The 14,296-nt window shown below is 60.4% G+C and carries 10 protein-coding genes; 4 read left to right on the top strand and 6 right to left on the bottom strand.

Features of this window, described 5'->3' with window-relative positions:
* Window positions 1–25 precede the first annotated feature (25 nt).
* Complete coding sequence (locus HDF15_RS16165; RefSeq protein WP_184257358.1) at window positions 26–307, top strand: hypothetical protein; 282 nt, start codon at window positions 26–28, stop codon at window positions 305–307.
* A gap of 5 nt (window positions 308–312) precedes the next feature.
* On the opposite strand, the gene HDF15_RS16160 is transcribed toward HDF15_RS16165, so the two are convergent.
* The 3 genes from HDF15_RS16160 to HDF15_RS26265 are packed head-to-tail and all read right to left on the bottom strand — an operon-like array spanning window position 313 to window position 839.
* Window positions 313–564, bottom strand: a complete 252-nt coding sequence (locus tag HDF15_RS16160) for a hypothetical protein (RefSeq protein ID WP_184257356.1) — start codon at window positions 562–564, stop codon at window positions 313–315.
* The gene (locus HDF15_RS25960) at window positions 551–679 is read right to left on the bottom strand and encodes a hypothetical protein (protein ID WP_311733131.1); all 129 of its coding nucleotides are present in this window, start codon (window positions 677–679) and stop codon (window positions 551–553) included. The genes HDF15_RS16160 and HDF15_RS25960 overlap by 14 nt, the downstream gene beginning before the upstream one ends.
* The gene (locus HDF15_RS26265; RefSeq protein ID WP_311733126.1) at window positions 627–839 is read right to left on the bottom strand and encodes a BrnT family toxin; all 213 of its coding nucleotides are present in this window, start codon (window positions 837–839) and stop codon (window positions 627–629) included. Before HDF15_RS26265 ends, HDF15_RS25960 begins: the two co-directional genes overlap by 53 nt.
* A gap of 77 nt (window positions 840–916) precedes the next feature.
* Here HDF15_RS26265 and HDF15_RS16150 point away from each other — a divergent pair, with 77 nt between their 5' ends.
* The gene (locus HDF15_RS16150) at window positions 917–2,035 is read left to right on the top strand and encodes a Gfo/Idh/MocA family protein (RefSeq protein ID WP_184257354.1); all 1,119 of its coding nucleotides are present in this window, start codon (window positions 917–919) and stop codon (window positions 2,033–2,035) included.
* A gap of 309 nt (window positions 2,036–2,344) precedes the next feature.
* On the opposite strand, the gene der is transcribed toward HDF15_RS16150, so the two are convergent.
* Window positions 2,345–4,240, bottom strand: coding sequence for a ribosome biogenesis GTPase Der (gene der / locus HDF15_RS16145; RefSeq protein ID WP_184257352.1), 1,896 nt, complete (start codon window positions 4,238–4,240; stop codon window positions 2,345–2,347).
* A 75-nt stretch (window positions 4,241–4,315) separates the two neighbouring features.
* Between der and HDF15_RS25950 the strand changes: the two genes are divergently transcribed.
* Window positions 4,316–6,163, top strand: coding sequence for an SAM-dependent methyltransferase (locus HDF15_RS25950; protein ID WP_260331133.1), 1,848 nt, complete (start codon window positions 4,316–4,318; stop codon window positions 6,161–6,163).
* Between the two features lie 275 nt (window positions 6,164–6,438).
* Here the strand turns inward: HDF15_RS25950 and HDF15_RS16130 are convergent, their stop codons facing one another.
* Window positions 6,439–9,159: a TonB-dependent receptor gene (locus HDF15_RS16130; protein ID WP_184257350.1), complete on the bottom strand. Its 2,721-nt coding sequence runs from the start codon at window positions 9,157–9,159 to the stop codon at window positions 6,439–6,441.
* Between the two features lie 464 nt (window positions 9,160–9,623).
* Window positions 9,624–11,777, bottom strand: coding sequence for a hypothetical protein (locus tag HDF15_RS16125; RefSeq protein ID WP_184257348.1), 2,154 nt, complete (start codon window positions 11,775–11,777; stop codon window positions 9,624–9,626).
* 157 nt (window positions 11,778–11,934) lie between these two features.
* Here HDF15_RS16125 and HDF15_RS16120 point away from each other — a divergent pair, with 157 nt between their 5' ends.
* Window positions 11,935–14,016, top strand: coding sequence for an ATP-dependent DNA helicase (locus HDF15_RS16120; protein WP_184257347.1), 2,082 nt, complete (start codon window positions 11,935–11,937; stop codon window positions 14,014–14,016).
* The last annotated feature ends 280 nt before the right edge of the window (window positions 14,017–14,296 follow it).

Here is a 14,296-nt window from a genome sequence, read left to right as displayed (position 1 = left end):
GCCTGCATAATAGGGCGTGGCTCACATGAAACGGATTTTGCTCAGAACGCTTGCGGGGCTGCTGATCATCGCGGCCTTGTCGTATCCCGTCGACTGGGCGGTCTGGAAGCTGCGCGTCTCCCACGGCAATGGAATGGGTAAGGTGCAGGTGATCAGCGTCGTTGCGGCTGAGATGAAGAACAACAAAGAGGAGTACTACCTGGGAGACGTCAACGTCGTGGATTGCAGCTACTCGCTGTTTCCGCAGGCAGGCAGTGGGGCGTGCTGGTGGTTGCAGCGGCACCGCCAGGTGGTAGATCGGTATTAGCTGTTTTAGCTGGCCAGGGCTGTAGATCTTTTAGGGGTAGAGCGAGAAGCTGGTTTCGTAGTTCGTTCCGCTATCTTCTTCAGGCTGCGGAGCGCCTCATTGACGGCTTCGGAGTCTGGAAAAGTTTCAAGGAGATCTGGAGCGATAAGAACGACATTCGTTCCCTGCTGCATGCGGGCATGGTGTTTCCCGCGAACGCCCTTGCTGAAATCCAGGGCCGGCCGAGGAGCGAGGGGATCGAGCTCACGTTTCTTCATACTGTTTTCTCTCCGTTGCAGTGGCAAGACGAGCCCCGATGATACGGATGCTGGAGACAGTGTCAGTGTAAACGACAAAAAGCAGACGTTGCCGCGAAGACATTCCAACCGTGATGAAGCGGAGTTCGTCGTTCGAGTGTTTGATCATCTGGAAGCGTGGAGGAGAGCGCATCGTCGAAGACCGTCATTGCTTCTGCAAATGAAACACCATGCTTCTTCAGGTTGCTGGCCGCTTTGGCCGCGTCGAACTCGAATATCTGCCTGGGAGGTTTCATCTTTCAACTCCAGATAGTACGGCAGATTTGCGAACGGTTCTAAGATAGAAATAATTTCGCTGTACAAAGGAAACGCCGTGAAGCTCTCCTCGTTCGTCCGTAGCGCACTCCTCGTCTTTGGAACAACCTTCCTCTCCCAGGCAGTTCACGCACAGGCCGCTCCTGTGCGAGTTGCCATCGTCGGCCTGGTGCATGGTCATGCGCAGGGCTTGTTTGGTCCGCTGTCCACGGATAAGAACGTTCAGCTCGTGGGCATCGCCGAACCCAACACCGCCGTTGCAGCCCGGTACGAAAAAGAGTTTCACCTGAACCACGCCCTCTTCTATACCGATACCGAAGCCATGCTCAACGCCGTACATCCGCAGGCCGTGCTGGTGTACACGACGATCCTCGACCATCGCAAGGTGATCGAGCTCGCGGCGCGGCACGGCGTCAGTTCGATGGTAGAGAAGCCGCTCGCCACCACGGTGGCCGATGCGCTCGCCATTCGCAAGACTGCGGCCGAGCACCACGTGCAGGTGCTGGTGAACTACGAGACGACCTGGTACGCCAGCAATCAGGAGGCCTATAACGAGGTAGTCTCAGGCAAGCTGGGCGACGTGCGCAAGGTCGTCATCCATGACGGACACTTTGGTCCGAAGGAGATCGGTGTCGGTCCGGAGTGGTTGCCGTGGCTTACCGATCCGGTTCAGAACGGCGCGGGAGCCCTGTTCGATTTCGGTTGCTATGGCGCGGACCTGATGACGCAGATGATGCACGGCAAGGCCCCGCTCAGCGTTACCGCTGTAGCGCAAACCGACAAGCCCGACATCTATCCGAAGGTCGATGACGATGCGACCATCATTTTGCGTTACCCGCGCGCGCAGGCTGTGCTGATGCCTTCGTGGAACTGGCCCTTCAGCCGCAAGGACATGGAGGTCTATGGAGCGACCGGCTATGCCATTACGGTAGCCTCCGACGAGATGCGCGTCCGCTATGCGCACGAGCAGAAAGAGTCGACGATGACGGCTCCCCCGCTCACGCCGGAGCGGCAGAACTCACTGGACTACCTGGCTGCGGTGTTGCGCGGAGAGGTCAAGCCGGATGGTGATCTTTCGGCGCTCGACACCAACATGATCGTGGTGCAGATTCTCGACGCGGCCCGCGAGTCGGCAAAGACCGGACGCACCGTGACGTTGCAGCCTTTGCCGAACTAAGCTGCTTACGAGTAAGCAAGGGTCTGCGTAAGAACGTTAGAGACAGCACGATCCCAGCCCCGAAGGGGCGGTATATCCCAGCCTGAGGCGCGAGCCCCAGGTATGGAAGCAAATAAGGATCGAGGGCTGAAAGCCCGATATATCTCGTCTGCATTAGCGAGATATATCGGGCCTTCAGCCCTCGATTTCGTTGTGGGACCTGGTACCTGGGGCTTGCGCCCCAGGCTGGGATATATCGCCCCTTCGGGGCTGAGACGGTGCCGTGCTCTGGATTTTGGGTAGGTCCTGTATGGGGTAGCTCTGTAAGAGCTACTCTTCCTTTTTCTTCTTATTCCTCGCCTTCACCTTGAACCAGATCGGCGACCCGATGAACTTGAAGGTGTCGCGAATCTCGTTGGCGAGAAAGCGCTCGTAGCTGAAGTGCAGCTTCACATCGCGATCGGTGAAGAGCACGAACGTGGGCGGCGCGACCGCAGCCTGTGTCATGTAATAGATCCTGACGCGCTTCGCCATGGGAACTGAAGCCCGCTGGAAGTCGATCTTGTCCAGGAAGCGGTTCATCGATCCGGTCGAGACGCGCTTGCGGCGTTCGCGAGCTACCAACTCTACCTTCTTGAAGACCTGCTCGATGCCCTGGGACTCCGAGGCCGAGACGAACAACAGCGGTGCGTAGTCGAGATACTTCAGCGAGTCCCGCACCTGCTGTTCGTAGACCTTCTGGTCCGCAGGCGGCTTGCCATCGAGAAGCCGCTTGCCGTCGGGGCCGACCTCGGTCATCAGATCCCACTTGTTCACGATGATGATGACGCTACGTCCGCTCTCGTGCGCGTAGCCGCCGATGTTTGCGTCGGCTGCGGCGACTCCCTCGGCGGCGTCGATCACCAGCAACGCCACGTCGGCGGCCTCGAGATGCTTGCGGCTCATGATGACGCTGAGCTTTTCAGCCAGCAGCTTTGTCTTGCCCTTGCGCCGGATGCCGGCGGTGTCGATGAAGCGGAAGTCGTGGCCTTCTCTCGTAACCACTTCGTCGACAGCATCGCGCGTCGTTCCGGCGATGGGCGAGACGATGGCGCGGTCTGACTCGGTGAGTGCGTTCAACAGCGTGCTCTTGCCGACGTTCGGGCGTCCGATGATGGCGATCTTGGTCTCGCGAGAGACGTGCTCGCCGTGCGAACGCAATCTGCGGCCCGGTTTGGCCTCTTCGTCAGGAGAGTCCTGTGCGCCGGGCAGAGGATCGCCGCCGCCGTCCATGTCCTCTTCAAACTCTTCCTCGAAGCCTTCCATCGCTTCTTCGGGCTCTTCGGCGACGAACTCTGGCGGCAGCGCCGCCCATACCTCGTCGAGCAGATCGCCGATGCCTGCGGCATGTTCGGCGGAGATCGGCACCACGTTCCTGAAGCCGAGCCGGCGAAAGTTCTCGGCGCCGGCCAGCAGCTCGGGGGTGTCCATTTTGTTGACGGCCAGAAAGATGGGCTTGCCGCCGCGCAGCAGCAGGCGGGCCAGCTCGATGTCGGGTGCTGCCAGCTCGGTGCGTCCGTCGACGACCATGATGATCACGTCCGCCTCTTCGAGGCCAACTTTGGCCTGGCGGAAGATCTCGGCGGGAATGAGCGCTTCGTCGTCGGGGATCACGCCACCGGTGTCGACCAGCCGCACATCGCGCCCGGCCCACTCGACTTCGCCATAGATGCGGTCGCGCGTAATGCCCGGCTCGTCGCCGACGATGGAGCGCCGCGTCTGGGTGAGGCGGTTGAAGAGCGTCGATTTGCCGACGTTGGGCCGGCCGCAGATCGCGACCAGCGGCAGCCGGGTGGGCTCGTGATGCCTGTCGGCAACGAGCGTAAGTTCCGTTGCCAGGGCTTCGGCCTCACGCCATTCGCGCTTTTCCGCGGCATCGGGATCGAGCGGCTTCTTTATCGCACGAACGCGAGGGGGCGCCTGCCTCTCGCTCGCGTGGCCACGCTGCTCGCCACTGGCGTCGCGAGGGCTGATAACGACGTGCCGTTCTTTCTCCGGGCTGCGGGTCGGCGTCTTCGCGGCCTTGGTGGCTGCGGCCTTCTTCGCCGCAATTTCTTTACGCTTCTTCGGTGAAACCGCACCGGTTGTTGCCGTCGCCCTGGGAGCGGTCTTGCCCAGCTTCGGCCGCGTGCTCGCCTGCCGATGCTTCTTGCCTAATCTTTTCTTCTGTTCGCGTTTCGGTGCCATGGTGCCTGTCCTCCGCGCCACAGCGCATCCTTCATTATAAGAACGATACGCATCCTCTGCGTTCATGGCGTTTTTATGGCGGGGATTAACGTGCTGTCTTCATGCAAAAAGAGAAAAGATGAAGAGGGTATCCTCCGCCTGCTTGCGGACGATACATCAACACAAAATGGAGCGCAGAGTCCCAGGCGGCCACGGGTCCAAGCCCCGAAGGGGCGGCATATCCCAGCCCAGGGTGGTGACGCAAAGCGCGCCACAAACATTCGCATCGCGCTCTGCGTCAAGGGTGGAGGCGGCTGGCGAGCGTTCTTTGCTCGCCGTGCCGCCGGAACCCTGGGTTACCGGACCCAGAAAAGAGAGAGCCCTGAAGGGGCGACCTATCGTGCAGCCACAATAGGTCGCCCCTTCAGGGCTCTATTTCCTTTACCACTTGCCTTGATCGGAAGTGTTCGAATGCTTCACTCTTGTGTTGAGGATTGTTTCAGAATGACGAAGGTTTCAGAACCTGCTCCGTTAGGTGAACCGCTATCCGTATTCGGTCCTCGTGAGGGTTTTAGCCCTCAGATTGGCATCTTTGTCTCTCAGCTCAACTGGATGCGCCACAAAGTACTGTCCCGCCTAAAGAATTTGTCTCAGGAAGACCTCGATTGGCTGCCGGACGAACGTTCGAACTCAATAGGAACGCTGCTTCTCCATTTGGCTGCCAGCGATGTCTATTACGGCCTCAATACCTTCGATGGTCTGCCGTGGGCAAGATATCCAGAGGAGGTTGTGAATCGTTGGGAACCGGCCATGAAGCTCGGCGATTTAGGGCGGAATTGGATCAGAGGCAACGACCTCTCGTTCTATTTATCTGCCCTGACGGAGACGCGTGAACATACGCTCTCTGAGTTTCGGAGACGGGATGATGAGTGGTTCATGGCCGTCGATCTCAAGTGGGGTTGGGGGCCGACGAACAATTTTTGCAAGTGGTTTCACGTTTGTGAGCATGAATCTCATCACATCGGCCAGATTGATCTTCTTATCAAACAACTTCCCAGCCGCAATGTCGTCCCGAATCAGGATGTGCGAGAAGACTCCATCGTAGCTGGGAAAGCGTCTCGAACAGCTCTCGGCGTTGCGATCAGGCGAGCTTCACATCAGGTTCACGATTCTTCTCCGCTCGTTCTGAATGATCCCATCGCAGTTCCCATACTCGGAGAGGTCTACCGTGCCGCTCTTGAGGCTGCTGCTGAATCAATAGGCGAGGAGTCTTCCATTGCAATGCGGGCCTTGCTTGTCGCCCGCAATCGTCTTGCCGAGGATAAGCTGGCCGAGGCTGTAAGTAGAGGCGTCAAACAATATGTCTTGCTTGGAGCCGGTCTCGACACCTTTGCTCACCGCAATCCCCATCAGAATCTGAGGGTGTTTGAGGTGGACCATCCTGCAACACAACAGTGGAAGCGCAACCTTGTGGCATCAAGCGGATTGAGGGAACCTTCAACACTCCGTTATGTCCCTGTCGATTTTGAACGACAGCAGGTATCGGTTCAACTGGAAGAAAGCGGCCTCGATCTGAGTGCTCCAACGATCTTTGCCTGGCTTGGAGTTGTCATCTACCTCACACGCCCTGCCTTTCGGAGTACCCTCGCCTTCATCGCCTCATTTCGCAATGGAAGTGGGGTTGTTTTTGATTACGCTTTGCCTCGTCACGCGTTGCCGTCGGCCGAGCTGTATGCCCGGGACGAGCTCGCATCGCGGGTTGAAAGTATCGGGGAACCCTTCAGATTATTCTTCACTCCCTCAGAGATTCGCCAAGAACTCAGCGCGTTTCAACTCATTGAGGATTTTGATGCACCGATGTTGAACGAGCGCTATTTTTCCAATCGCTCTGACGGGTTCAGCCTTCGTGGTCGTTCGGCAAACATTGTGTGCGCCTGGCGCTGACGGTCACGGGTCCAAGCCCCGAAGGGGCGGCATATCCCAGCCCAGGGTGGTGACGCAAAGCGCGCCACAAACATTCGCATCGCGCTCTGCGTCAAGGGTGGAGGCGGCACGGCGAGCAAAAAACGCTCGCTGCGGATACCTCCACCCTGGGCTGGGATATGCCGCCCCTTTGGGGCTTGTACCCGTGGTATTTCACATGCCATAACGCTGGGCGGGCGATCTAAACGCATTGGTGCGCCAGAAGCTCATCGGTGCGTCAAAAGCTCACAGGTGCGTCAGAAGCTATACCGCACTCCACCTTCAACGCGGCGGCCATTGTCGGCGGCGTAGGGCACTCCGAAGAGCGGAGAACCCAGCACACCGCCCACCTGCGTGACGTTGGTATGGTTCAGCAGGTTGGACGAACGGATGTTCACCTGCAGGGTCTGCTGATGCTCGGCCTTGGGGTTGCGGGTGAGGGTAAAGGTGCGCTGAATATTGGAGTCGAGATAGAACGTCCAGGGCATCGTGCCCTTGTTGCGCGGGAAGACCCCCGTGCCGCCCGAGGCCACCAGCAGGCCATAGGGGGTGGAGATCGCGCCCGGCGTTCCCGGTGCCGCATACTGCGGACGGTCGTTGAAGTCGCCGTCGCCGTTGTTGTCGAAGCCCGTGGTGATGTTGTACGGCGCATCGCCGGAGGCGTTGAAGTTGCCGCTGAGCTGGATCTTCTCCGGCAGGGAGAAGGTGGCGTTGCCGAAGACGTTCCAGAGACCGTTGCCGGTGCGGCGGGCATACTCCCCGGCGTTCGAGCCGGTGGTCTGCGGGGTGGTGAATTCGGTGTCGTCGGTGTCGTCGATGATCTGCACACGGACCGCGCCCATGAACAATTGCACGTGCTTGAGTGAGTGCTGCTCCAGGCCTGCAAACTCGACGTTGCCATAGCCGCGGCCGCTGGCCTGCATCTGCAGGACGTTCAGGTTGGGTGTGCCGGGGCGCGGGCCGGTGGGCGAGTTGTTCATCGGAGAATTGATGTTCTCCGTCCGCGTATCGTGCCACATCTGCGCGATGTAGTAGTCGCCGGAGAGATTCCAGCCATGGGGCAGCGTGTGCGTGAAGCCGAGATTTTCAATGCCGTAGAAGAGGTTGGGGAAGTTGGGAGCGATGGTGCGGATGGAGTGGATGGGCGTGGAGCCGTTGAAGGGATTGCAGGTAGCCGGGTCGAAGACACCGGTGCAGATGGGGTTGTAGATCGTGCTGGTGACGCGCTGGACGCCGTCCATGCGCAGCACCTCGGCATAGGTGTGGGCGAAGAAGCGGCCGGCGAAGAGACCGGCGTGGCTGTGGATAGTCCAGGTGGCCTTCTTGTCCGGAGACCACGCGACGCCGAGGCGCGGTGTGAGGCTGTCGACGACCTTGGGGTCGGTCTGGGTGAAGTAGCGCACGCCGTAGGCGATATGCAGGTTGGGCCGGACCTTCCAGTCGTCCTGGAAGAAGGGCGCAAAGCGGGTCTGGACGAGATCGACCTCGGGGTTGCCGGCCACGTTGGAGTAGTCGGTGGGCGAGCCGTTGGGCTGCCCGTTCAGCGCCAGCACGTACTGCTGGAGGCCGGTGAGCGCTATAGCCTGGCCCGGAACGGTGCCGCCGCCGAAGGTGTAGCTTCCATTGAAGTTCGTGGTGAGGCGCAGGTGTTCGTCGAGGATCTCCGCCTGGAAGCCGAACTTCATCAGGTGATTGGTGGTGGTGAGGATGACGTCGTCGTCGCCTTCGATATCGAGTTCATGGTCGCGCACGGCACCGGCGGTTGAACCTCCGCCGGTGAAGGCGCCGGCTACCTGCACCTGCGGAGCGGTAGAGTTCGGGGCGTCGTTATTGCCATCCCACTCGATACCCAGGCGCGCCTCGTGCATCAGTTTGGGGGAGACGGTGGTGACGTCTGTAAAGCGCAGGGTATGGTCGTACTTCTCCTGGTCATAGCCGGTCTCGGCGAGCGAGGTGCCTCCGACGCCGACATTCTCGAGATGATTCAAATAGGCGTTGAAGGTGACGATGAAGGTGTTCCTGGGACCAAGCTGCCAGTCCGTGCGCGCGGTGCCGATCCAGAGGCGCTGCGGTGTGGCGACGTTCTGAACGATGTTGGACTGATTGCCTGCGCCATCGACGGTGATGGCATTCACCACGGCAAAGTTGTCGATGCTGCGGTGCTCGAGCGTCATGCTGAAGTCGCTGCCCTTTTTGCGAAGGGGGCCGGTGAACTCGAAGCCGTAGCGCTGCTTGCCGATCGAGGCCTTGCTCGTTGAAAACGGATCCCGAGCGTTCATCCAGGGGCTGCCGTTGGTGGCGAAGAGCGCTCCGTGATAGGCGCTCAGGCCGGGCTTGGTGTAGACCTCGATGTGGCCACCGCCAAACGGCGGCTGGCGATACTCCGCGGAGAAGAGGTCGGGGTTGACCTTGATGTAGGCGATGGAGCTCTTGGGCGGAAGGGTGGTGTTGCCGTCGCCGCCACCCTGGAAGCCGTCGATGCTGATGGTGGCGTTGGCCGGGCTGCCTCCGGCGGTCGCGGCCATCTGCTGCAACTCGCGCAGAAGGTCGTCAGGGTCGTCAGCGAGAGATTGCAGCCGCTTGCCGGAGAGGGTCTGCGAGGGGCCGCTGGACGCGGCGCTGACCCCGGGACCGGCGTCTGCGACGACATCGACCTCGCTCTCAACCGCTTCCGGTTTCAACTCGAATGCCACCAGCGCCGCGTGGGGGGTGGTGAGCGTGAGGTCACGCTTCTCAAAGCCTTCCACTCTTACGGACAGACGATGCGAACCATCGCCGATGCAGGTAAAGCGAAAGCTGCCGTCGGAGCCACTCTCAGCATTCTGGTTACCGTCCAGCGTAATCATCGCGCCGGGAATGAGCGCAAGCGTGCTGTCGCGCACGATACCGGTGAGAGTCGTTCCGTGGCAGACAGTTTCCGCAAAGGCGTGCGAGAACGCAAGCGCCGCAAAGCTCGCGGCGAAAAACAATTTCTTCATGTGACCCCATCACCTGCGGCATAACGGGCAGGCTGCAATGAGCGCAGCACGGCCGAAGACCTGCAGTGTATCTGGGTCTCTACGCTGGAAAGCTTCTTAAAGTTCCCTGAGCTGAATGTGAATATGAAAGGTGACGTTCGATCTCAGGTTCCTCTGGATAAAATTTGCTGTCAATGTGTTGAGTTTTTCATTCGTCGAATGATGATGGTCTGTTCCCACAGCGCGAAGCGCGTTCCCTGACGCTTTAGCGTCAGGGAACGCGCACCCTCCGGGTGATCACACGATAATCCAGCGCCAAAGGCGCAGCTCATACCAGCCTGGGGCGAAGCCACCAAGAGAGGTGGAGGGAAGAGGATGAGGGCTGAAGGCCCGACTCATTAGAGGCGTCACGTAAAGCAGGTTCCGTTTTGTTCATGTCCCTCTACAGGATGACGGTCTCTGTGGAGGGGCCGAAACTGCCGATCCTACTGCAGACTCTGCAGATGTCCAAGCACCAACTGCGTGCCATCGGTTCCGATCAGAACCGCCTGCGTGCTGTCCACGAGATAGAGGGTGAACTCGCCTGCCCTTGTACGGTCAGTCGGATCGAATCCAGCCAGCATTCCTGCAAAGACCCCGTTGGTGTTGGACGTGAAGCTGCCAGAGAGTGCGAAGTCCGCCGTGCTCCCTCCTGCATCCGCATATCCCGCCAGGGTATCGGTGAAGTTGCCCGCATTCGACGTAAGGGGCCCCGTGACCGCTCCTGCCTGTATTTGGGTGCTAAGGGGAGAAAGCACGGTCGCGTTCAATCCATAGTTTCCGCTGAAGGACGCCGCGCTAAAGGCGGCGGTTTGCTGCTGAAATACCTGCCCGGTGAAGATATCGCTGAAGTCGTTGGAGAGCAGGAGCCCGTTGCCGTCTCCCGTCAGGTAAAGATGGAGGGAATCCTCGGAGGACGATCCTTCGACCAGGCTGGAGAGGGTGACCCGTCCGGTGGGATCGACGGTGTAGTTGCCGGTTACCGGGATGGGGATCGTTGCCGGGTCTCCGTTGTAATCGCTCTTGTTGAAGGTGCCGGTCAGCGTGCCGTCTGCCTTGAGGGTGATCACACCAGCCATCTGGAGCGGCCCTGCCGGGTTGGTGCCCTGTGCGCCAAAGACATAGCTGGAGCCTCCGATTGAAGAGACGCTGAAGTGTCCGGTGCCGGCACCCTGACCGAGAGCCGTACCGCCAAGAACCCACTGGGCGGGGATGTTGCTATTGTCCGAGCCCGCCATTTCGGCGAGCCGCATATGGGTGGCGTCGATGGGGTAACCCGCCAGATAGAGCGAAGGTAACGATGAACCGGTGGGAATCAGGTGGATCTGCACCCGGCCATTCGCATCGGGCGCAGAGACTGTGCTTGCGCCTAAAGACTGCGTGTTGGCTGTGTTTGTCTGGCTATTGATGACGTCGAGAACGCTGCCAGCGCCGGAGATTCCCCCGGTGCTGTCGATATTGAGAATGCCGCCGATCCAGACGGCCTCGGAGGATTCATCGCCGCCGGACAGGGAGACGGCATAGCCGCCCGCAGGAGCTGCAGTGCTGGTTTGCAGGTCGAGTGTGCCGCTGGCGGGAGAGCCATCGATGGCTGCAACGAATCCATGGGCCCCCGTAGCGAGAGTGCCGGTGAACGTTTCAGGCCCACCTGAAGCGATTTGGAGCGTGACTTGAAGATTGCCATCGGGAGTGGTGGCATAGCTGCCGCCGGTGATCTTCTGGAAAGAGGAATAGGGGTAAATACTGTCATCGTCGTTGAAGTAGTAAGTCCAGTCCTGTTCCCCTCCGGTGACCACGCCGTTGTTGGCCACGAAGACGCCGGTCATGAAGCTGGATTGGCCGCCTGTCGGCCCCGAGATCTGGAACACATAGGTGCCATTGGCCAAAGTTGGCGCGGCAGCAGTGATGACGATGCTGGTGGAGGCCGACCTGGTGGGGTCGGTCACAGAGGTGACGGTCACGGTGACGTTGCCGCCGGGAGGGATTGCAGCGGGAGCAGTATAGGTGTTCTGGGACTCATTACCCGTGGTGGCGGAGCTGAACGAACCACAGGCTGCGGCGCCGCAGGTTACCGTCCACTTCACCTGGGGATTTGCGGAGACATCGTTGTTGATGGACGCACTCATAGGGAAGGCAGCGTTGACCTGGAGCGAGGCCGGAGGCGGTGCGTAGAAGGCAACAGAGATCGGAATGGGAGCGACGATGGTGATGGTGGCCGAAGTCGACTTCGTAGTGTCGGCTACAGCGGTGGCGGTCACCGTGACTGTTCCTCCGGCCGGAATGGCGGCTGGGGCTGTGTAGGTGATTGCGCCGCCCTCATCACTGGGGCCAAAGGAGCCGCACGCGCCAGGGCTGCCGCAGGTCATCACCCATGTGACCTGACTGTTTCCACCTTGGGAGGGGATCGGATAGGTCGCTGCCGCTAATAGCGTTGCCGAGGCATTCACGGCCAGGGACTTGGGCGGAGGCGAAACGAACAGGACAGCAGTAGGTTTTGAACCGGTCGAAAGGGATGAAAGATTCTTCGAACCGCCACAGCCAGCCAATCCAAGGATTGAGCTCAGGCCAATAAATACAAGCCATGCCTTGCGCACTGTCATTTCGTGCTCCCGGCCGCAACGTCGAGGAAACTCTTACAAACAGCGGCTCTAGCCTCAGTAACCCCCGGTTCGGTGAAGTGTTGTGAAGATTTTGCGTTTGTCTTTTGGAGGGTCGTGGAGGCTGGCGAAGAAACGGCGATTATCATCAACCTAGCCGATGTCGTCCGCCACCCCACTTCCTGCGATGCACCAAGCTCCGCCAGAGCAGAAGCTTCCATCGCTGTATGACTTCTTCCATCCCGGCGGATTGCTGGCGAAGTCTTCGCTCGCCTTCGAGCATCGCCCCGGCCAGTACCTGATGGCGAAGACCATCGAACAGTGTTTTGCCGACCGCCGCCACCTCATCGCCGAGGCCGGGACGGGGACCGGAAAGACGCTCGCCTACCTGCTGCCCGCGCTGCGGCGGGCCCGTGAGCAGAAGCAGCGCATCATCATCTCGACCGGGACAAAAAATCTCCAGGAACAGCTTTACTTCAAGGACATCCCGTTCCTCGAATCGCTGCTAGGGCCCTTGAAGGTCTGCTACATGAAGGGCCGGGCGAACTACCTCTGCAAGCAGAAGCTCTATGCGCTGCGCGACAACCCCATCCTCAGTGGGCTGGAGGAGATCGACCAGTTCCACCACATCCTGAAGTGGGAGCGCACCACCGAGACTGGTGACCGCTCCGAGATCGACGCCCTGCCCGAGCAGTCGCCGCTGTGGCACAAGCTCGATGCGCGCAGCGAGGTCTGCCTCGGGCAGTCGTGCCCGAACTGGGAGCCTTGCTTCGTCACCGGAATGCGGCGCAAGGCGCTGGAGTCGGACATCGTCATCGTCAACCACCATCTGTTCTTCGCCGACCTCAGCATCAAGCAGCAGGCCGCGGGCGCGCCGGACGCAGGAATTCTGCCCGAGGCCGCGGCGGTGATCTTCGACGAGGCGCACGAGCTGGAAGACGTAGCCTCGCAGTACTTCGGCATCGCGCTGTCGAACGCACGCTTTGATGAGCTGGCTCGCGATACGGAGTCGATGCTGCGCGCCAAGGGCGTGAGTACGAGCGCGATCGAAAGCGCGACGCAGACCATCCGCGAGCGGTCGAAGCTCTTCTTCGGCTCGCTGCCTGCGGGACCCTCGCACCTGGGGCGGCTGGAGTTTATCGACCGGGCAGACTTTCTGGAGTCGCGCGGCGATGCCTATCTTGGCGCGTCGAACGCGCTGCAGCGGCTCGAAGGCGAGCTGGAGCGCCTGCGCGAGGTGGAAGAGGCCGCGGGCCTGCGCAAACGGGCCGCGGATATCCGCAACCATATGAAGTTCCTGCTTGAGTCCGAAGACCCCAACACTGTCTTCTGGATCGAGCGCCGCGCCACCAGCGGCCTGCGTAACGCTGCTCGCAATGCGCGCCTCGTCGAGCCCTCACAGGCACCGCCTCCGCAGGCCTTCAGCACGCATCTCCAGGCCACGCCGATCGACGTCTCCACGTTGCTTGCCGAGACGCTCTTTACGCACTATCCGAGCGTCATTCTTACTTCGGCGACGCTCACGGTTGCGGGGGCAGACGGTGTGCCGAGTTTCGCGCATCTCAAAAAACGGCTCGGCATTCCCTTCCCTAAAGAGCTAGTCGTGCCTTCGCACTTTGACTACGCGAAGCAGGCGCTGCTCTACCTTCCGCCGACGATGCCTGATCCGCGCCATGCGGACTTCATCGCCCAGGCCACGGAGAAGACCCGCCGCGTGCTGGAGATCTCTCGCGGCCGCGCCTTCTGCCTCTTTACCAGCTACGCGCAGATGCGCGAGATGCACGAGCGTCTGCTGGCGCAACTGCCCTATCCGCTGCTGATGCAGGGCAGCGCGCCGCGCCATGTGCTGCTGCAGCAGTTCCGCGAGACGCCGAACGCCGTGCTCTTCGGCACGTCGTCGTTCTGGCAGGGCATCGATGTGCAGGGCGAGCAGTTGAGCTGCGTCATCATCGACAAGCTGCCATTCGCCGTGCCCAGCGACCCGATCATGAAGGCTCGCACGGATGCGATTACCGCTGCCGGCGGCAATGCTTTCAACGATCTGCAGGTTCCGCAGGCGGTGATCGCGCTCAAGCAGGGTTTTGGGCGGCTGATTCGTTCGCTGTCGGACCGCGGGGTGCTGATGCTGCTCGATCCGCGCATCCGCACGACGCGCTATGGGGCGACCTTTCTCGATTCGCTGCCGCCGTATCGGCGGACGGAAGAGATCGGTGAGGTGGAGAAGTTCTTCGAGGCTTTGTAGCCTTTGTTGTTGCTTGTTTTTCGCCGTTGTTTGTTTTTCGTCGTCATCCTGAGCGGTACGCGAAGGACCCCCGCATTGGGCCTGCCACCTATGCCCCGGGCGGGCAAAGAGCCCGGTCGATGGTGCTTGCATAGGCAGTATTCGCTCACGCTGGCACCGTGCAGAATGCGGGGGTCCTTCGCGTACCGCTCAGATGGTATGAAGAGCGGCGTACCTTCCTGGTACGTGCTCGAGGCACAGATAATCCATCCGGAGGAAGATACGCCATGCAGACCCACGT

It is taken from the genome of Granulicella mallensis (assembly GCF_014203225.1).
Taxonomy (GTDB): domain Bacteria; phylum Acidobacteriota; class Terriglobia; order Terriglobales; family Acidobacteriaceae; genus Granulicella; species Granulicella mallensis_A.
The sequence above is the reverse complement of the archived record's forward strand: the minus strand, read 5'-3'. Positions and strand labels throughout refer to the sequence as shown.

Bases quoted from the DNA above. Each gene is read 5' to 3' on its own strand.
- HDF15_RS16160 (WP_184257356.1), bottom strand. From the start codon at position 564: ATGAAGAAACGTGAGCTCGATCCCCTCGCTCCTCGGCCGGCCCTGGAT.
- HDF15_RS26265 (WP_311733126.1), bottom strand. From the start codon at position 839: ATGAAACCTCCCAGGCAGATATTCGAGTTCGACGCGGCCAAAGCGGCC.
- HDF15_RS25950 (WP_260331133.1), top strand. From the start codon at position 4,316: ATGGCGGGGATTAACGTGCTGTCTTCATGCAAAAAGAGAAAAGATGAA.
- HDF15_RS16125 (WP_184257348.1), bottom strand. From the start codon at position 11,777: ATGACAGTGCGCAAGGCATGGCTTGTATTTATTGGCCTGAGCTCAATC.
- HDF15_RS16165 (WP_184257358.1), top strand. From the start codon at position 26: ATGAAACGGATTTTGCTCAGAACGCTTGCGGGGCTGCTGATCATCGCG.
- HDF15_RS16120 (WP_184257347.1), top strand. From the start codon at position 11,935: ATGTCGTCCGCCACCCCACTTCCTGCGATGCACCAAGCTCCGCCAGAG.
- HDF15_RS16130 (WP_184257350.1), bottom strand. From the start codon at position 9,159: ATGAAGAAATTGTTTTTCGCCGCGAGCTTTGCGGCGCTTGCGTTCTCG.
- der (WP_184257352.1), bottom strand. From the start codon at position 4,240: ATGGCACCGAAACGCGAACAGAAGAAAAGATTAGGCAAGAAGCATCGG.